This is a genomic window from Halolamina sp. C58, from assembly GCF_051195095.1.
GTDB lineage: Archaea > Halobacteriota > Halobacteria > Halobacteriales > Haloferacaceae > Halolamina.
This window is the reverse complement of sequence record NZ_JBNTJY010000001.1, coordinates 921,209-938,206: the sequence shown is the minus strand read 5'-3', so window position 1 is coordinate 938,206 and position 16,998 is coordinate 921,209. Positions and strand designations below refer to the sequence as shown.

General features: G+C 69.7%; 17 protein-coding genes. 12 read left to right on the top strand and 5 right to left on the bottom strand.

The annotated features are described in order from the left end of the window. Positions 1–107: 107 nt before the first annotated feature. Positions 108–1,061: a carbohydrate kinase family protein gene (locus ACQUSM_RS04870; protein ID WP_435116304.1), complete on the bottom strand. Its 954-nt coding sequence runs from the start codon at positions 1,059–1,061 to the stop codon at positions 108–110. Positions 1,062–1,260: 199 nt separating this feature from the next. Between ACQUSM_RS04870 and ilvA the strand changes: the two genes are divergently transcribed. Both ilvA and ACQUSM_RS04860 read left to right on the top strand, forming a co-directional pair. Continuing rightward, entirely contained in the window at positions 1,261–2,481 is a 1,221-nt protein-coding gene (gene ilvA, locus ACQUSM_RS04865) for a threonine ammonia-lyase (protein ID WP_435116302.1), read from the top strand. Between the two features lie 60 nt (positions 2,482–2,541). Then, positions 2,542–3,414, top strand: coding sequence for a DUF3267 domain-containing protein (locus ACQUSM_RS04860; protein ID WP_435116300.1), 873 nt, complete (start codon positions 2,542–2,544; stop codon positions 3,412–3,414). 4 nt (positions 3,415–3,418) lie between these two features. Here the strand turns inward: ACQUSM_RS04860 and ACQUSM_RS04855 are convergent, their stop codons facing one another. Then, complete coding sequence (locus tag ACQUSM_RS04855) at positions 3,419–3,733, bottom strand: hypothetical protein (protein ID WP_435116298.1); 315 nt, start codon at positions 3,731–3,733, stop codon at positions 3,419–3,421. Positions 3,734–3,813: 80 nt separating this feature from the next. Here ACQUSM_RS04855 and ACQUSM_RS04850 point away from each other — a divergent pair, with 80 nt between their 5' ends. Next, a complete protein-coding gene (locus tag ACQUSM_RS04850; RefSeq protein WP_435116296.1) occupies positions 3,814–6,822 on the top strand; it encodes a glycosyltransferase in 3,009 nt (1,002 codons plus the stop codon). On the opposite strand, the gene ACQUSM_RS04845 is transcribed toward ACQUSM_RS04850, so the two are convergent. After that, positions 6,819–7,562 carry a pirin family protein gene (locus ACQUSM_RS04845; protein ID WP_435116294.1) on the bottom strand — a complete coding sequence of 248 codons (744 nt, stop codon included), beginning with the start codon at positions 7,560–7,562 and terminating at the stop codon, positions 6,819–6,821. The two genes, ACQUSM_RS04850 and ACQUSM_RS04845, sit on opposite strands and share 4 nt — an antisense overlap. Before the next feature lie 198 nt (positions 7,563–7,760). Between ACQUSM_RS04845 and sod the strand changes: the two genes are divergently transcribed. Next, positions 7,761–8,363, top strand: coding sequence for a superoxide dismutase (gene sod, locus ACQUSM_RS04840; protein ID WP_435116292.1), 603 nt, complete (start codon positions 7,761–7,763; stop codon positions 8,361–8,363). Between the two features lie 138 nt (positions 8,364–8,501). Here the strand turns inward: sod and ACQUSM_RS04835 are convergent, their stop codons facing one another. Next, a complete protein-coding gene (locus ACQUSM_RS04835; RefSeq protein WP_435116290.1) occupies positions 8,502–8,918 on the bottom strand; it encodes a Rieske (2Fe-2S) protein in 417 nt (138 codons plus the stop codon). 128 nt (positions 8,919–9,046) lie between these two features. On the opposite strand from ACQUSM_RS04835, the gene ACQUSM_RS04830 reads away from it, so the two are divergent. The 8 genes from ACQUSM_RS04830 to ACQUSM_RS04795 all read left to right on the top strand — a co-directional run bounded on the left by ACQUSM_RS04830 (position 9,047) and on the right by ACQUSM_RS04795 (position 15,784). After that, entirely contained in the window at positions 9,047–10,534 is a 1,488-nt protein-coding gene (locus tag ACQUSM_RS04830; protein ID WP_435116288.1) for an aldehyde dehydrogenase family protein, read from the top strand. A gap of 111 nt (positions 10,535–10,645) precedes the next feature. Then, positions 10,646–11,845: an ABC transporter substrate-binding protein gene (locus ACQUSM_RS04825; RefSeq protein WP_435116286.1), complete on the top strand. Its 1,200-nt coding sequence runs from the start codon at positions 10,646–10,648 to the stop codon at positions 11,843–11,845. A 93-nt stretch (positions 11,846–11,938) separates the two neighbouring features. After that, a complete protein-coding gene (locus ACQUSM_RS04820; protein WP_435116284.1) occupies positions 11,939–13,789 on the top strand; it encodes an aldehyde ferredoxin oxidoreductase family protein in 1,851 nt (616 codons plus the stop codon). Then, positions 13,786–14,745, top strand: coding sequence for a DUF7124 domain-containing protein (locus tag ACQUSM_RS04815; protein ID WP_435116282.1), 960 nt, complete (start codon positions 13,786–13,788; stop codon positions 14,743–14,745). Before ACQUSM_RS04820 ends, ACQUSM_RS04815 begins: the two co-directional genes overlap by 4 nt. A 48-nt stretch (positions 14,746–14,793) precedes the next feature. After that, positions 14,794–15,054: a hypothetical protein gene (locus tag ACQUSM_RS04810; protein WP_435116280.1), complete on the top strand. Its 261-nt coding sequence runs from the start codon at positions 14,794–14,796 to the stop codon at positions 15,052–15,054. Beyond that, positions 15,054–15,197, top strand: coding sequence for a hypothetical protein (locus ACQUSM_RS04805; RefSeq protein WP_435116278.1), 144 nt, complete (start codon positions 15,054–15,056; stop codon positions 15,195–15,197). Before ACQUSM_RS04810 ends, ACQUSM_RS04805 begins: the two co-directional genes overlap by 1 nt. After that, complete coding sequence (locus ACQUSM_RS04800) at positions 15,197–15,556, top strand: hypothetical protein (protein ID WP_435116276.1); 360 nt, start codon at positions 15,197–15,199, stop codon at positions 15,554–15,556. The genes ACQUSM_RS04805 and ACQUSM_RS04800 overlap by 1 nt, the downstream gene beginning before the upstream one ends. A 39-nt stretch (positions 15,557–15,595) precedes the next feature. After that, positions 15,596–15,784 (top strand): hypothetical protein, encoded by a 189-nt coding sequence (locus ACQUSM_RS04795; protein ID WP_435116274.1) that lies wholly within the window; start codon positions 15,596–15,598, stop codon positions 15,782–15,784. 586 nt (positions 15,785–16,370) lie between these two features. Here the strand turns inward: ACQUSM_RS04795 and ACQUSM_RS04790 are convergent. Beyond that, positions 16,371–16,997, bottom strand: a complete 627-nt coding sequence (locus tag ACQUSM_RS04790; protein ID WP_435116272.1) for a TorD/DmsD family molecular chaperone — start codon at positions 16,995–16,997, stop codon at positions 16,371–16,373. Between the last annotated feature and the right edge of the window lies 1 nt (position 16,998).

Here is a 16,998-nt window from a genome sequence, read left to right as displayed (position 1 = left end):
GATAGGCGGTCAGTCCCGCGCCGTTCGTCGGTCCGACCTCCCTCCCTCGTCCGTCGACCGAAACCGTCCGGTCTCGAACGGGAGTCCCGCCGTCGCCGGTGACGTGCTCAGTCCGCTCGGTTCGCGAGGAACACCCGGACGGACTCCGTGTCGGGCAGCCCGCCCCGAGCGCCCGCGGCGCGGCAGTTCAGCGCCGCCGCGGCCGCCGCGAACCGCCCCGCCGGCTCGGGGTCGGCGCCGCCGAGCAGCCAGCGTTCGGTCAGCGCCGCGGTGAACGCGTCGCCGGCGCCGGTCGTGTCCGTCGCGTCGACGTCGAACGCCGAGATGTCGGCCGTCGTCTCGCCGTCGAACAGCGTCGCTCCCTCGGTGCCGAACGTGACCGCGCCGCGCGAGCACCCCCGATCGCGGAGGGCGTCGACGGCCGCTTCCGCGGGGCGGTCGAGGTACGACTCCGCCGCGACCTCCGCCGTGACGAACAGGTCCGCGACCTCGACCACGCGGTCGATCGTAGACGGCTCCGTGCCGCGGCCTCGGAGCTCTTCGAGCGGCCCGGAGAGATCGAACGCGAGCGCGGGGCCGCCGTCTTCGGCGGCGATCTCGACGATCTCCGCGGTCACGGGATCGGGCGCGTACGCGGTGACGAACACCGCGTCGGCGGCCCGGACGGCGGCGCGATCGCCGTCGTCCAGTCGGAGTTGCACCGTCGAGTCGCCCGCCGTCACGATCATGCGCTCGCCGGCGTCGTCGCGGAGGATCACACAGTGGGTCGTCGTGCCGTCGCCGCGGCGGACCAGCGCGGTCGAGACGGGGCCCGTTTCGAGATCCGCGAGCACGCGGTCAGCGAGGTCGTCTCGGCCGATCCGCGCGAGGAGGGCGGTGTCCCGCCCCAGTCGCGCGAGGCCGGTCGCGACGTTGGCGCCGACGCCGCCGAAACGCTCGGTGGCCTCGCGGGCGAACGCGCCGCCGTCCGGTTCGGGGAGGTTCGTCACGTCGTAGAACCGATCGACCGTCGCGGCGCCGACGGAGACGACCTCGGGCGAGGGCTCGGCTGAGTCGGTCATACCCGCGCTGGGTCGTCCCGGGAGATAAGTCCATGGCGCGCTGTCGGCCGCGCCCGGTCCCGACGGCGTCGTCGTGTTCGCCGCGGATCTCGCGGCGGTCGAACGAAGGACTAAGGCGGTGTCGGCTCCAGTTCGACGGCGTGAACGACCACGCGACCCGACACGGCAGTCCGAGCCGACCCGCCGCGGGGGTGGGGCGATGACGGTCTCGCTCGACGACGTGCGCGCGGCCCGCGAGCGCCTCACCGACGCCGAGGGGATCCGCGAGACGCCGGTGATGCACAACCAGACGCTCAGCGAGCGCGTCGGCGCCGACGCGTGGCTCAAGCTGGAGCAGTTCCAGAAGACCGGCTCGTTCAAACCCCGCGGGGCGTACAACCGGATCAGCGAGGTCGCCGAGCGCGGCGAGGCCGACCGGGTCGTCGCCGCGAGCGCGGGCAACCACGCGCAGGGGGTCGCGTACGCCGCGACCGAGCGCGGGCTCGACTCGCTGGTGTTCATGCCCGAGACCGCGCCACAGGCCAAGATCGACGCCACCGAGGGGTACGGCGCGACGGTCGAACTCCGCGGGGAGACGTTCGCGGAAGCGATGGCCGCGGCCCAGGACCGCGCTGACGACCCCGGCACCGCGTTCGTCCACGCCTACGACGACCCCGCGGTGATCGCCGGACAGGGGACGCTCGGGCTCGAACTGCTGGAGCAGGTGCCCGATCTCGACACCGTGGTCGTCCCGATCGGCGGCGGCGGGCTGATCTCCGGCGTCGCGACGGCAATGCAGGCCGCCGATCGCGACGTTCGCGTCGTCGGGGTACAAGCGGAAGACGCCGCGACGGCGCCGGAGAGCCTCCGGAAGGGTGAACCGGTCGAGAACGAGAACCCCGACACGATCGCCGACGGGATCGCGACGGGCAGCCTCTCGGACCGAACGTTCGAGATCATTGAGGAGCGCGTCGACGAGGTAGTGACGGTGAGCGACACCGAGATCGCCACCGCGACGCTGTGGCTGCTCGAACGCACCAAACAGCTCACCGAGGGGGCGGCCGCGGCCTCGGTCGCGCCGCTGCTCTCGGAGACGATCGACGTGGACGGGACGGTCGTCCCGCTGCTCTGTGGCGGCAACATCGACATCGCGACGCTGCAGGACGTGTTGACCCGCGCGCTGGTCGACCGCCGGCAGTTCGTCACGCTCCGGGTCCGGATCGACGACCAGCCGGGCGTGCTCGGCGAGCTCGCGTCGCTGATCGGCGAGCACGACACCAACATCCGCAGCGTGCGCCACGACCGCTCGGAGGAGGGACTGCCCGTCGGCGAGGCCGACCTCGTCATGCGGCTGACGACGCCCAGCGAGGCCGCCATTCAGGGGATCATCCGGGACATCGAGGACGCCGGCTACCGCGTCCGGGATCTCGTCCCGTCGTAGGGCGGCCGCGGGAGATGTCGGTTCCGTAACTATATGTCGTCGTGACGAGGAGACTCCTGTATGTCCGACGACGACGTCGTTCTCGGCGATCTCGAACTGACCCGGTCGTTGACGATACAGATGAGCGCGATCGGGACGCTGGGGTTCGTCGTCGCGGCTTCGCTGTTCGCGGCCCTGTTCCAGACGGTCACCGGCGCGCCCCCGACGTTCCGGTTCGCCCCCGACGTGGGCTGGTGGACCGGGGCGCTGAACGCCGTGGCGCTGATCGTGCTGAGCGTCGCGTTCGTGGTTCCACACGAACTCCTCCACGGACTGGCGATACGCTACTACGGCGGGAGGGCCCGCTACGGCGTCGGCGTCGCCCACTTCATCCTGCCCTACGCCTACGCGACGACCGACACGGAGTTCAACCGAAACCAGTTTATCGTGATCCTGCTGACGCCGCTGGTGGTGCTCACCGCCGTCGGTGTCCCGCTGATGCTCGCACTGGAGTGGGGCTGGCTGCTCGTCCCGCTGGCGGCCAACGCGGCCGGCGCCGTCGCCGACGTGTGGATGACGCTGACGCTGCTGGGGTATCCGAAACACGTGCGGCTCGAAGATCACGAAACCGGCGTTCGACTGATCGGCACGGAGCGCGACCGCCCGCGTCCGCTCTCGGTGACCTCGCTGGTGTGGGACGCGCTCGCCGGCGCGGCGGTGTCGGCGTTCGGCGTCCTGCTGGTACTGGCCGTCGCTGGCCCGTTCGTGCTGTCGGCGATGGGCGTGGAGTCGCTCACCGTCGGGACCGAGGGGACGATCACCTACCTGTTCTCGTTCACGAACACGCCCACGGAGATCTCCATGGGTGTCGGCCCGGCGGTGGTGGTGGTGGGTGCACTGCTGGGGCTGGTGTACGCGCTGATCCGAAGCTATCTCCGAGTAGCGCGAGCCTGAGGCGTCAGGCGTCGACGCGCTCCCACGCCGCCGACGCGAGCGCCGGTCGGGCCTCCCGGAACTCCGCCTCGATGGCGCCGTAGAACCGAGTCCGTCCGACGGGGGTCCGGAGCCGGAGGACGAGCGTCTCGTCTGTCGCCTCGAACGCCGTCAGCGTCCAGTGTCCCTCGGTGTGCCGCCACTCGCCGACGCGCTCGGCGCCGTCGACGATTCGGCTGCCGAGCTTCCAGCTCTGTCGCGTGAGGTTCCGGAGGTCGAACGGGACGGCGTCGGGGAGCGACGCCGGGGTCGGGTCGTCGCGCTGTGCATGCGTCGCCATACCACGTTGATCGCTCTCCGCCCGTAAAAATCGCACCCCTTGGGCCCCAGATTTGGAAAGGCGTTAGTACGACCAGATTTGTGAGTAACTCGATAGATCTGTTCGCGGCGCTGTCGGAGCTCTCCTACTCGACGACACAGCTCGTCGCCGTCGTCTTGGGGATCGTCTGGACGTCGGTGAGTTTCTACACGTACACGCCGGTCGTCCAACTCGCAGTGTCACGGGCCGTCGACCGACTCCGAGGTCGCCGTACGGTGGTCGATCCCGACGAGGTCCCGATCGAAGAGTGGCCCACGCTCGAGGTGTTCGTCGCCGCGTACGACGAGCCGGCAGTCATCGAGGAGGCAGTACGCACCGCGACCGCATCGCGCTATCCCGCCGAGAAGCTCACCGTAACCGTCCTGACGGAGCCGGGCGACGACGCGACGAACGCGGTCGTCGACCGGATCGCCGACCGCTACGAGTTTACCCACCGACTGGTCCCGACCGACTACCCCGGAACGCCGAACAAGCCTCGGGCACTCAACTACGGCTTCGAGCACTCGACCGCCGAGATCGTGGGGGTGATCGACGCCGAAGACATCGTCGACGAGGCGCTGTTCGCGACCAGCGCCCTGACGATCAGCCACGGGGAGCCTGACTTCACCCACGGCGTGCTCGACATGACCAACGAGGCTGACGGGTGGATCAACCTCCTGTTTCGTGCGGAGTACGGCTACTGGTTCCGGCTGGTCGCCCCCGGGTTCGTCCGTATCGGCTACGACGTGCCGCTCCCGGGGACGACCTGCTTCTTCGACGCCGCGGTGCTCCGCGAGATCGACGGGATCCGCCGGGAGAAACTCGGGAGCCCGTGGGACGATGCCGCGCGGGCGTGGCTCGACGACCACGGCCTCTCCGGGATCACGCCGTGGGATCCGGAGAACGTCACCGAGGACTTCGAGATCGGCCTGCTGCTGTCGGCCAGCGACTTCACGCCGGGCTACGTCCCCGTCGTCACTGCCGAGGAGTCGCCGCGGGAGGTCAACGACTGGATCCGCCAGCGGACGCGGTGGCAGAAGGGAAAGGTCTACACGTTCCTGCGCTACCGCGGGGTGCTTCCCTCGGGGCTAAAACATAAGCTCCACTTCTCCTATCAGTCGCTGCTGCCCCACCTCGGCCCGCTGAACATCGCCGCGGTCGTCGTCGTCTTCTTCCTTTCGGGACTACTGGCGTACCAGCCACTCTCGCTAGTTCGGGCGGTTCTGAGCGTCGGGCTCGCGTTCGTCGCCTTGGCAGTCGGGTTCCACCTGCTCGGATACTGGCTCGCGTCGGACGCCCCGCTCGGGACGCGGCTCCGTCGCTCCGTGATCGTCGCCGTTGGGGTGTTCCCCTACTGGGTGCTCCAGTGGGGGGCCGACGTGCGTGCGATCGTACAGACGTACGCCGGCCAGTTCGATTGGGAGCACACCCCCCACGTCGGTCGCGCGATCGCGGACGCCGACGAGCCGCTGGACGAGCATCGGTTCGAGCCGACGTACACCATGTCGGGGATCTTTCGAGACACGCTGCTCGGGCTGATACTCTTGGTGGGGCTGGCGCTCCGAATCCCCCGAATCGGCACACAGAGCCTTTGGTCCGACGAGATATACTCCGTCGCGGTTCGCGCGAGCTTCTCGCTGCCCGACCTACTGCTCGCAGACGACCCCCACCCACCGTTGTACTACCTCCTGCTCAAGGGTTGGATGGCGTTGTTCGGGAACGGTCCAGCCCCGGCGCGGTGGTTCTCCGTGGTCTGCTCGCTGGGAGCGGTGTATCTCGCGTACTCGGTCGGGATGCGGCTGTTCGACGATCGAACCGGGCTGTTGCTGGCGGCGCTGCTCTCGGTGTCGACGTTCCACGTCCACTTCGGCCGGACCGCGCGGATGTACGCGCTGTTCTCGCTGTTGACGCTGCTGTCGTGGTACGCGTTCCTGTCAGTCCGGAACGGGAGCACGCTCCAGCGGGCGGGGTACGCGTTCGCGACCGCCGGCGTATTGTACACACACGTCTTCGGCGTCTTCGTCGTCGGTGCCCAGTGGATCTACCTACTGCTCACGACTCCTCGGTCGCGAGACCGTGGTCCGGAGCGTCGGGCGGTACTCGGTGTCGCGGTGCTGTCGCTCCCGCTCGTGGGATTCTTCGCACGGTTGGTGTTTGCCTCTGGGAGCGAGGACGGGCCGGCGTTGGACTGGATCCCGGCACCGTCCCCGGAGCTACTGGAGGAGTTGGCGCTGCTGTACGCCGGCTACCCGGACATCTACCCGATCATGGCGGGATCCCAAACGACACGGATCGCCGCGCTCGTCGTCGCCGCGGTCGGGCTGGTCGGGCTCACGGCCGCGGTGTTCGACTCCGTACGCCCGGACGACGACACCCACACTCGCGCGGTCGCCCAGATGCTCTCGCTGGCGGGAGTCACTGTCGGCGGCGCACTGCTGATCTCTCTGCTCTACCGCCCCGTTCTGATCCCTCGCTACACGCTCCCGGCCAGCATCGGCGTCTCCGCGCTCGTCGTCACCGGGCTCCGGAACCTCCCCGTCCGTCCGGCCCGTGCAGTCGCGGTGGTGCTTCTGATCAGCGGCCTGCTCGTCGGCGGCGTCGCCTACCACAACACGGAGACGTTCGAAGACTGGGAGGGTGCGACCGCCGCTATTGAGGGAGGGGCGACCCCCGCCACGGCAGTCGTCTACCAGCCCGGCTGGACCCGGACCAACGTCGAGTACTACGACGAGGGGCCGACGCCGGCTGCCTACCAGATAGACCCCGACGTGGCCGTCGGGACTCCGGATGCCCGGCTCGCACCCGGGACCGAACAGCAGCTCTCGGCGGCGCTTACGAACCATGAAACTGTCTGGTACGTCCAGTACAACGCGCCGTTCGACGCGCCGACGAGCGAGTGGCTCCGCTCTAACGCGGAGACACAGTACGTCGAGAACTTCGGGATCGTCACGGTGTATCAGTTCCAGACCGCCGAGGCGGAGTCGACTGCGACGGTCGAAGCGGCCGACGACGGATCGGCAACGACGATCGCGAGGGCGCTATCGACTGCGACTGTCGTCTCGCCGGCCTAGAGTACGAACGGGCCGCGCTGATTGATCGGTTCGTCGTGGGGCTCGCCGGCGACGGCGACGAGGCGGAACTCCTCGCCCTCGACGGTGACGCCGCCGGCGTCGGTCGCCGGCAGCACGTCGCCCTTCCCGAACGCCTCGCCGTCGACGGTCCCCTCGCCCGAGACGCCGTAGAGGAACCCCGCCCAGCCCTCGGGCGTGGTCCACTCCCACGTGCCGTCGACGCGCACGTCGAAGTACTCCATGTCGGTGTGCAGCGAGAGCGGCGACCCCTCGCCGACGACGGTCGTGATCGTCGCGCCCTCGACCTCCTCGGTGGGCAGCTCCTCGGCGTCCGCGTCGGCGTAGTCGGCCTCGATCTCCTTCTTCTCGCGGGGCAGGTTCACCCAGAGCTGGAGGCCGTTACAGCCCGCCCCGTCGGCGGGCATCTCGGAGTGCTCGATGCCGCCGCCGGTGGTGATCCGCATCGCGTCGCCCGGGTAGGCGGTGTGAGTCACGCCCAGCGAGTCGCCGTGCTCCATCCCGCCGTCGATCATGTAGGAGACGATCTCGAACCCCCTGTGGGGGTGGGTCGGGAAGCCGTCGTCGGGCTCGATGTAGAACCGCTCGAACAGCACGAACGGGTCGAGGTTGTGCGGGTAGCCGTCCGTCGGGAACGCGCGATTGGAGTTCACGCCGGTCCCGTGCCGGACCGTCTCCCCCGGGAGCGGCCCGTCGGTGTTTACCGTTTGGTCGAAAGACATGGTTCGACGAAATCGGCGGGGACGCTTAACCGTCACGGCGGCGGAACCGGATATGTCTCTGTTTCTCGATATATTTTACAGAGAAGCCAGATAGAGGGCTGAAAAACGCTCTCAACTCGATATTCCTACCTCTCGACAATCGAACTTGAATCCGTTTCAGGGAACGCTCTTACCGTCCCGGCCCGTACGGTGGAGTGCATGACGGATTACGAACTGCCGCCGCTGCCGTACGAGTACGATGCACTGGAACCGTCGATCTCCGAGCAGGTGCTGACGTGGCACCACGACACGCACCATCAGGGCTACGTCAACGGCTGGAACAGCGCCGAGGAGACGCTCGAAGAGAACCGAGAGAACGGTGAGTTCGGCTCCTCACCGGGCGCCATCGGCGACGTAACGCACAACGGGTCGGGACACATTCTCCACGACCTGTTCTGGCAGTCGATGAGCCCCGAGGGCGGCGACGAGCCCTCTGGCGCGCTCGCGGACCGGATCGCGGAGGACTTCGGCTCCTACGAGGCTTGGAAGGGCGAGTTCGAGGCGGCTGCCGGCGCTGCCGGCGGCTGGGCACTCCTCGTCTACGACTCCTACAGCAACCAGCTGCGCAACGTCGTGGTGGACAAGCACGACCAGGGCGCGCTCTGGGGCAGCCACCCCATCCTCGCGCTGGACGTGTGGGAGCACTCTTACTACTACGACTACGGTCCCGCGCGTGGTGACTTCATCGACGCGTTCTTCGAGGTTGTCGACTGGGAAGAGCCGTCGGCCCGCTACGAGCAGGCCGTCGAGCTCTTCGAGTAACGACTCGGATTCGGCCCTCTCGGGGTCGCGGCCGACACCGCGACCCGCGCGCTCCGCCGGCGGCGACAGGAACGACGGTTGGCACCCCGCCGCCCGGACGCGTTTTCCCGTTTTCAGCCTCGACAGCGGCTGCTCGACTCAGAACGAGAGGTGGGAGGTCGAACTCGGGCCTTCGTCGTCGTCGAGCCCACCGTCCTTGAGGTAGGTGTAGCCGTCGTCGACGAGGAACACGTCGCCGTCCGCGACGGCGACCTCGACCGGGCGGAGCGACGACCCCGCTGCGGGGCCGTTGCCGCAGTCGCCCTCGCAGGCGTCGAACAGCGAGCCGTGCTTCGGGCAGATGATCTCGCCGTCGCGCATCGCCGCGCCGTCGCCGCGGTCGAACCGCTGATCCTCGTGGGGGCAGTTGTTGAGCCACGCCTCGACGCCGGGCTCGTCCTCGCAGGGGACGAGGATCGCCTCGCGCTCGTTGGTGAACGCGTCCTCGACGCTGAACAGGTACGAGCCACGCTCCGGCACGGCGTCGACCGCCGCGATCCGTGTTCCCTCGGGCATCGCCGGTACCTCGCCGCCGCCGGCAAAAAGGGCAGCGCCGCCGGCGCTCGTGCTGCTCGCGAGGGTAGCGGTGCCGACCACCGCCGTCGGTTCGCTTTTCCCTCTATTGACCGTATGGTAAACCACCGATGACCGACCTCTCTATCGACGCCGACTGGACCAGCCAGTACATCGACGGCGAGTTCGTACCGAGCGAGAGCGGCGAGACCATCGACGTCGAGGACCCCTCGACGCGGGAGATCGTCACCGAGGTCCCCGCGGGCGTCGAGGCAGACGTGGACGCCGCCTACGAGGCCGCCGCGGAAGCGCAGGAGTCGTGGGCCGAGCAGCCGCCCGCGCGGCGCGCGGAAGTGGTTCAGAACCTCCTCGGACTGCTCGAGGAGCACGAAGCGGAGATCACGTCGCTGCTGACCCACGAGGTCGGCGGCTCGCCCGCGATGGGACAGACCTCGATCCAGATCGCCAGCGACCACGCCGGCGAGGCGGCGACGCTCCCCCGACGGATGAAAGGCGAGACCGCCGCGTCGAACATCCCGGGGAAGGAGAACCGCCTCTACCGCGAACCCAAGGGCGTGGTGACAGTGATCTCGCCGTGGAACTTCCCGCTGAACCTCTCGATGCGGGCGGTCGCGCCCGCGATCGCCGCGGGCAACAGCGTCGTGCTGAAGCCGTCGACGAACTCCCCGATCACGGGCGGACTGCTGTTCGCGAAGCTGCTGGAGGAGGCCGGCCTCCCCGAGGGCGTCCTGAACGTCGTCGTCGGCAAGGGCAGCGAGATCGGCGACCGCGTCGCCAGCCACCCCGAGAGCGACGTGGTCGCGTTCACCGGCTCGACGGAGGTCGGCCGCCACGTCGCCGGCCTCGCGGGCGAGAACCTCGCGGTGCCGGCGATGGAGCTCGGCGGCAACAACGCCCACGTCGTCACGGGCGACGCCGACCTCGACCGTGCGATCGACGGCGCCGTCTTCGGTAGCTTCGTCCACCAGGGACAGGTGTGTATCTCGATCAACCGCCACATCGTCCACGAGAGCGTCTACGACGAGTACGTCGAGCGACTGACCGAGCGCGCCGAGGCGCTCCCGGTCGGGAGCGCCCACGACGAGGGCACCGTCGTCGGCCCGATCATCGACGAGTCTCAGCGCGACGAGATGCTCGACTACGTCGAACGAACCGTCGAGGCCGGCGCGACGCTCGAAACCGGCGGTGAGACGGTCGACCTCGACGGCGTCGACGATTCGCTCGTCGTCGCGCCGACAGTGCTGTCGGACGTGACGATGGAGATGGCCGCCGCGTGTAACGAGCACTTCGGCCCGATCGCGCCCGTGATCCCGTTCTCGGACGTGGAGGAAGCGATCGAACTCGCGAACGACACCGAGTACGGCCTCTCGGGGTCGGTCCACGCCGGCGACCTCGGGGTCGCCGAGGAGATCGCCCACGGGATGGAGACCGGTAACGTCCACATCAACGACCAGCCGATCAACGACGAGGCCCACGTCCCCTTCAGCGGGATCGGCGCCTCCGGCGTCGGCGGCTACAACAGCGACGCGTTCCTCGACGAGATCACCGAGACGAAGTGGATCTCGGTCCAGACGGAGCCCCGGGACTACCCGTTCTGAGGTCGCCGCGGCCGCGTCGGGGTCGCCGACCTCCTCTCGGTCGATCGAAGCACCGCCGCCCTGTTTTAGGCAGACCGAAAACAATATGCGTGTTTAGGCTAGCCAAAACCCATGGCACACGAGAAGCCGACACGGCGGGAGTACCTGACACTGGGCGGCACCGTCGCCGCCAGCGGACTGCTCGCGGGCTGTTCCGGGGGAGAAACGACGCCGACCGAGGGTGACGGAGCGTCGCGTCCGACGACCGAGACGGCCACACCCGCCGACGAGGGAAGCTACACCGTCTCGATGGCGCCGATGGGCGAGGTCGAGTTCGACGCCGTCCCCGAGAGCATCTTCACCCGGCTGACCCACCTCGCGGGGATGGCGTTCGCGCTCGGCCGCGGGAACGACGTGAACGCGATGCACGCCCCGGGCTACTACGACGCGCTCTGGAACCAGTTCACGCCGCGACTCCCGGGCGTCTCCCTCGACTGGAGCGGGGGCTACTCCTCGTGGGAGCCGAGCAAGGAGAAGCTCTACGAGCTGAACAGCGACGTGCACTTGGCCGACCCCGCCAGCGTCGCCGCCACGGGGTGGAGCCGCGCGGATCTGGAGGAGGTCGCGACCAACATCGGCCCGTGGTTCGGCAACCACTACAGCGACACGCACGCGACGCCGCCGGAGGGCTGGGCCGACCAGTACGAGTACTACACGCTCTGGGAGATGTTCGAGAGAGTCGCCGGAGTGTTCCGCGAGGAGGCGCGCTACGAGGCGCTCGCGTCGGTCCGCGACGACCTGCTCGCGACGATCGAGGCCGGACTCCCCGAGGAGCGCGACCGCCCGACGGCGACGCTGGCCGGAATGAGCGATATCGAGGCGCCGTACGTGTACGCTACCGACCAGCCGGGAATCCTCTCCTCGCACGTCCGCCCGCTCGGCGTGCGCGGGGCGTTCGGCGACGACGTCGAGACGAACGCGCAGGTCGACCTCGAAGCGATGCTCGAAGCCGATCCCGACGTGATCCTCGCGCTGGGCGGGATGCACCCGAACACCGACATGGCCGCGATCCGCAGCGAGCTCGCGGAGCATCCGGTCGGACAGGACCTCACCGCGGTCCAGAACGGGCGAGTGTACGCTCAGGGCGCCCGGTATCAGGGCCCGATCCTGAACCTGTTCCAGATCGAGATGACCGCCAAACAGCTCTACCCCGAGGCGTTCGGCGAGTGGCCGACGTACGACTCCGGCCCGTACCCGGAGATCCCGCCGGAGGAGCAGCTGTTCGATCACGAGCGCGTCGCGTCGGTGATCGCCGACGGCGCCGAGGCCTGACCGCTGACCCACGGCCCTCCAGCCCAGTACGCACCGGCAGGCAGCCACACCGTCGAGCAACCCTTTTAGCCGTCCCCGCCCTGGAAACCACAGATGCAACGGGAGTCGGTACTTCGCGTCGACCTCACCCGCGGGGCCGTCACCGAGGAGCCAGTGCCCGAGCGCTGGCGCCGGCGATACCTCGGCGGGAAGGGGCTGGGCGCACGCTACCTCTACGAGGAGCTCCCGGCCGACGCCGACCCGCTGGGCCCGGAGAACCGGCTCTGTTTCGCGCTCGGCCCGCTCTCGGGCTACCTGCCGGGCGAGACCCGCTACGCCGCGGTGACCAAGTCGCCGCTGACGGGAGGGTTCCTCGACTCCTACGCCGGCGGGCAGTTCCCGCTCGCGCTCGCCGGCGCGCTGCCGAACTGTCTGGGCGTGATCGTACAGGGCGTCGCCGACGAGCCGACGACGCTGGTCGTCGAGGACGGCGATGCCGAACTCGTGCCGGCCGAGAACTGGGGCGCCGACACCGTCGAGACGGCCGAGGCCTACCCCGACGCGAGCGTCGCGTGTATCGGTCCGGCCGGCGAGAACGAGGTCGCGTACGCCACCGTCGCGTCCGACGCCGGCGACCACCACGCGGGCCGCGGCGGCGTCGGCGCCGTGATGGGGGCGAAGCGACTGAAGGCGGTCGTCGCCCGCGGTGACCGGCCCGAGATCCCGCCCGCGATCGAGGAACTCCGGGAGCGCACCGACGCGGAGTACGCGGACCACGCGACCGGCCGCTGGCAGGCCGCCAGCGGCACCCTCGAATCCGTCGAGTTCGCCGACGAGGTGGGCGCGCTCGCGACCGAGGGCTGGCAGGCCGGCCGCTTCGACGGGAGCGAGGGCGTCGGGATCGGCGCCGCGCGCGACGCCGCGATCGAGCGCGAGCGCGAGGACGACCGCGTCCCCGGCGGCTTCCGGGTCGACACCGAGGAGGGCGAAAGCGTCCCCCGCGGCGCGACCCCGATCAGTCTCGGCGCGGGCCTCGGGATCGACGACTTCGACGCGGTCGCGGCGCTGGGTGCGGCGTGTGACCGCCTCGGCGTCGACGTGATCGAGTCCGGCAGCGCCGTCTCGTGGACCGTCCTCGCCGCGGAGGCGGGCGTCGTGGACGAGGCCGTCGAGTTCGGCGACGACGAAGCCGCACGCGAGCTTGTGGAGCGGATCGCCCGGCGCGAGGACCCGCTGGCGGACGCGCTCGCGCAGGGGGTCGCCGAGGCCGCCGCGTTCGCGGCGCGAAGAGACGACGCGGAGGCCGGCGAAGACGCCGACGACGCCGACCTCTCCGGCGAGGAGCTGGTGCCGACGGTGAAGGCGATGGCGCTGCCGGGGTACGACCCCCGGGGCGCCGAGGGGATGGCGCTGGCCTACGCCACCAGCGACCGCGGCGGCTGTCACCGGCGCGCCCGGCCGGTCGAGGAGGAGGTGTTCCACGACCGGAGCCGCGCCGAGACCGTCCGGGAGGTCGCGGAGGCACAGACCGCCCGCTCGGTGCTCTGGAGCCTCGTCGCCGACGACTTCCTGGGCGACGTGCTCCGAGAGGACCTCGGCGCGGAGTGGCTCCGCGCGGTCGGCATCGACCACGACGCGGCGTCGCTGGCCCGGACCGGCGAGCGGATCTGGACGCTGGTCCGGCTGTTCAACGCCCGCGAGGGGTTCGACCGCGCGGACGACGAACTGCCCGCCCGCCTGCGACAGGCCCGCGAGGACGGTGCCGCGATCGACCCCGCGGCGTTCGAGCGCACCCTCGACGCCTACTACGAGTACCGCGGCTGGGGCCGGGACGGCCTCCCCACCGACGAGCTCGTTCACGCGCTCGGCCTCGACGACGTGATCGACGCCGAGACGCCGCTCTCGACCGACGCCCCGGCGCCGGCCGGCGACGCGACAGTACCCGACGACACCCAGACAGAATGACCGACAGGATCGATCTCGACGACGTCGAACAGCCCGAGGAGGAACGCGACGAGGACCGACCCAACCCCGGCGACTGGCTCTGGAAGGGCGAGGGCTCGCCGGACGACGAGCCGGCGCCGCCCGAACGGAGCGTCGACATCGGCGCCGACGACTTCGCGGACACCGGCACTGCGACGCCCCGCATCCCGCGGGAGAACGACGACAAGCCGGTCGGCGTCCCCGTCGACAGCGGCGGCGCGGGCGGCGGCCCGGCGAACGCTGGCGACGCGCCGACCGGTGGCGTGCCGTCGGCCGACAGCGAGTCCGAGAGTGAGGGGGCCGAACGGAGTGGCGATCCCGCGAACACCGGCGACACGCCCAGTCGCGCGTGGGGGGAGGCCGCCCGGGAGCACGGCGCCTCCGCGGACGCGACCGCGGCCGACGCCGACAACCCACAGCCGGGCACCCCCGAGGGCGGCGACGGCGCGACCCCGAGCGCGAGTCGGACGAGCGCCGGCGGGCACTCTCGCGGCGAGGAGTGGGAGAACGCCCAGCCGGTGCAGCAGTCGGAGTCGACGCCCGGCGCGGCCTCCCACGGCTCGGCGCCGACCCGGACCGCCGACATGACGATGGCGTTCTCCTACCGCGCGATCCGGCGGCTGGGGAACGTCCACGCCGCGCTGGCCGACGCCGAGAACTGGACCGACTACCTCGGCATCGTCGGCGACGTGGACGCGTCGACGATCAACAAGTACCAGCGCGACAACGTGCTGGATCTCGACTTCTTCAACGGCTCCGGCACGGGGCCGGCCGAACGGCTCGCGGCCGTGGGGCCCAACTCGATGTTCTACGCCGAGCGGATGGTGCTCGTCGGCGTCGACGGGCGCGAACAGGCGTGGGCCCAAGAGGCCGACTGGGAGTTCGTCCCGCTCGAAACCGCCGCCGAGGAGGCCGGCTGGGAGCTGGGCGAGAACTGATGGCCCGCGACCCGTGGGTTTTTGCCCCGACGGCTCAATGAACACTGTATGAGTCTGAAAGAGGCGTTCGAGCAGTCAAGCTTCCTGACGGTGGCCATCCTGGCCGCCATCGCGTGGACCGTGTTCTCCGCCGCCCGCGTGCTGGGGCAGTTCGACTACTGGAACCCCGAGCCGTTCGGCATGACTCCCGGTGCGGGGGTCGTCGGCGTCCTCGTGATGGGTATCGGCGTCGTCCTCGCGATCGCGCTGCTGGGCGCGTTCGAGCACGACGAGCCGTCGCCGGAGCCGTGGCCGCCCGAAGACGCATAATGCAGTACGTCTGTACCGAGTGCGACTCCATGGCGCGGTTCGGCGGCGAAACCGGCCCCGTGGACACGGAGTGTCCGGTCTGTGAGGCGGTCACGCGCTGGGAGCCCGCCTTCGAGGGCGAGGCCCAGGGGGTGTCGTTCTGATGGCGCTGCAGGTCAGCATCGGTGACCGGCTCGCCGACGCGGCGTCGGAGTGGGCCGACCAGCGGATGCTCGACGACGACGACGCGCTGGAGCAGAAGCTCGAACAGGCGCTGCTGGAGGTCGAACACCTCGCCTCCGGCACAACCGAGATCGAGTTCGAGCTCGACGGTCGGACGCTCCACTACGCGCCCAGCGACGAGCTCGCGGAGCTGCTCGAAGAGCAGGCCGAGCGCGTCGACGCCGAGCCGAGCGCGGTGCTCGGGCTCCACCTCGAACTGTTCGCCCGGACGTTCCTCCCCGAGGACTCGATCCAGCCGGGGGCCGGCCCGGGCGCGCCGGTCGACGCCGACGACTGGTGAGGGAAAACGACTAAGCCCCGTCGGCTCTTGACCCCGAGTATGGCTTTCAAGGACAGTGGATGGCGTCCGGAAGGCGCGATGGACGCGTTCGGCGACTACGAGGTCTGGGAGTACGAGCGCGGCCCACACGAGATCAACACGGGCGAGGTCGACGGCGAGATCGACTTCGAGAAGTACGAGGACGGCGACTTCGCGACCTCGGTCGACGATCTCGAAGACGACGAGTAACGCGGTCGGTTTTTTGGTTCTGGCGTTTTTGCGTTGCAGTTCGACTCGATAGCTTCTGGGACGGCGATCGTGGCAGCAATTCGCTCGTCGGTCTCTGGAACAGCGACCGCGGCAGCGTCCCGATCGTTGGCTTCTGAGACCGCAACCGCGACAGCGTCTCGCTCGGTGCCTTCTCAGACCGCAACCGCGACAGCATCCTGATCGTTGGCCACTTGCGACCGCAGTGCGCCGAGCACGAGGCTCGGCGCAGCGCCGAGTCCCCACCCCTCCCCCCGCGGCCGGCGACCGTTGCCGGCCGCGAGGCGTCCACCGCCACCGCACCGCAGTCGCGGTCGGCGCGAAGCGTCGGCGCCTCTGTGCGCCGACCGAGCGCGAGGGACGAGCGACCATCGGGAGCGAGTCGGCTGGGGAGGTCCGTGGGCTGTGCGGGGCGGTTGCGGTCGCAAGTGGCTAGGCTCACTCCGCGGTCGTGTTCGTCGTGGAGGTAGCGAAGTTGGAAGCAGTGAACTCCGCGGTCGTGTTCGTCGTCTAGCAAGCAACGACCGCCACCACTCACGAACGAAGTGAAGAAACGAAAAACCGAGAACTACAGCAACTGCGCGACGATCTCGTCCTCGAACGCTGCCGTCCCCGCGGCGATCCGCGCCCCGGCGATGAACAGCGGCTCGTCGGTTTCCTCCGCGATGTGGTCGGTGAACTGCTCCAGCCACGTCAGCAGGTGCTCGTCGAGGAACACGCGCTCGAAGCCGACAGTCTCGTCCTGCCCGGCGCGCTGGCGCTCGATCAGGTTCCGCAGGAACGCGAACTCCACGGCGATGTGGTCGTTCTCCTCGCCGTACTCCTCCGGGGGGTTCCAGCCCGCGGCGCCGTAGCTGGCCTCCACGTCGGCCAGCCCCTCGCCGATGAACTCGGTGTCGTCCCGGTAGTACGTCTCGTGGGGGAGCACGTTCGGCCGGGGGCCGACCATCAGCGCGGTGTACTCCTTCGCGATCTCGTTGGTCACTTCCGCGGGATCGCGCCCCTCGTTCTCCGCGACGAACTGCTCCAGCGCGGCGAAGCCGGCGTCGAGGTGCTCGTTCACCTCGTCGCCGGGCGTCTCGATCTCGCCCGCGAGCAGGCGCTCCACGAACGCCTCGTCCGGCGTGTCGTGGAACACTTCGATCACGAAGTCGACCAGTTCGATGCGTGCGTCGTAAACGGCGGTTTCGTCCATT

Coding starts and splice junctions, on each gene's coding strand:
- ACQUSM_RS04870 (WP_435116304.1), bottom strand. CDS start 1,061: ATGACCGACTCAGCCGAGCCCTCGCCCGAGGTCGTCTCCGTCGGCGCC.
- ilvA (WP_435116302.1), top strand. CDS start 1,261: ATGACGGTCTCGCTCGACGACGTGCGCGCGGCCCGCGAGCGCCTCACC.
- ACQUSM_RS04860 (WP_435116300.1), top strand. CDS start 2,542: ATGTCCGACGACGACGTCGTTCTCGGCGATCTCGAACTGACCCGGTCG.
- ACQUSM_RS04855 (WP_435116298.1), bottom strand. CDS start 3,733: ATGGCGACGCATGCACAGCGCGACGACCCGACCCCGGCGTCGCTCCCC.
- ACQUSM_RS04845 (WP_435116294.1), bottom strand. CDS start 7,562: ATGTCTTTCGACCAAACGGTAAACACCGACGGGCCGCTCCCGGGGGAG.
- sod (WP_435116292.1), top strand. CDS start 7,761: ATGACGGATTACGAACTGCCGCCGCTGCCGTACGAGTACGATGCACTG.
- ACQUSM_RS04835 (WP_435116290.1), bottom strand. CDS start 8,918: ATGCCCGAGGGAACACGGATCGCGGCGGTCGACGCCGTGCCGGAGCGT.
- ACQUSM_RS04830 (WP_435116288.1), top strand. CDS start 9,047: ATGACCGACCTCTCTATCGACGCCGACTGGACCAGCCAGTACATCGAC.
- ACQUSM_RS04825 (WP_435116286.1), top strand. CDS start 10,646: ATGGCACACGAGAAGCCGACACGGCGGGAGTACCTGACACTGGGCGGC.
- ACQUSM_RS04820 (WP_435116284.1), top strand. CDS start 11,939: ATGCAACGGGAGTCGGTACTTCGCGTCGACCTCACCCGCGGGGCCGTC.
- ACQUSM_RS04815 (WP_435116282.1), top strand. CDS start 13,786: ATGACCGACAGGATCGATCTCGACGACGTCGAACAGCCCGAGGAGGAA.
- ACQUSM_RS04810 (WP_435116280.1), top strand. CDS start 14,794: ATGAGTCTGAAAGAGGCGTTCGAGCAGTCAAGCTTCCTGACGGTGGCC.
- ACQUSM_RS04805 (WP_435116278.1), top strand. CDS start 15,054: ATGCAGTACGTCTGTACCGAGTGCGACTCCATGGCGCGGTTCGGCGGC.
- ACQUSM_RS04800 (WP_435116276.1), top strand. CDS start 15,197: ATGGCGCTGCAGGTCAGCATCGGTGACCGGCTCGCCGACGCGGCGTCG.
- ACQUSM_RS04795 (WP_435116274.1), top strand. CDS start 15,596: ATGGCTTTCAAGGACAGTGGATGGCGTCCGGAAGGCGCGATGGACGCG.
- ACQUSM_RS04790 (WP_435116272.1), bottom strand. CDS start 16,997: ATGGACGAAACCGCCGTTTACGACGCACGCATCGAACTGGTCGACTTC.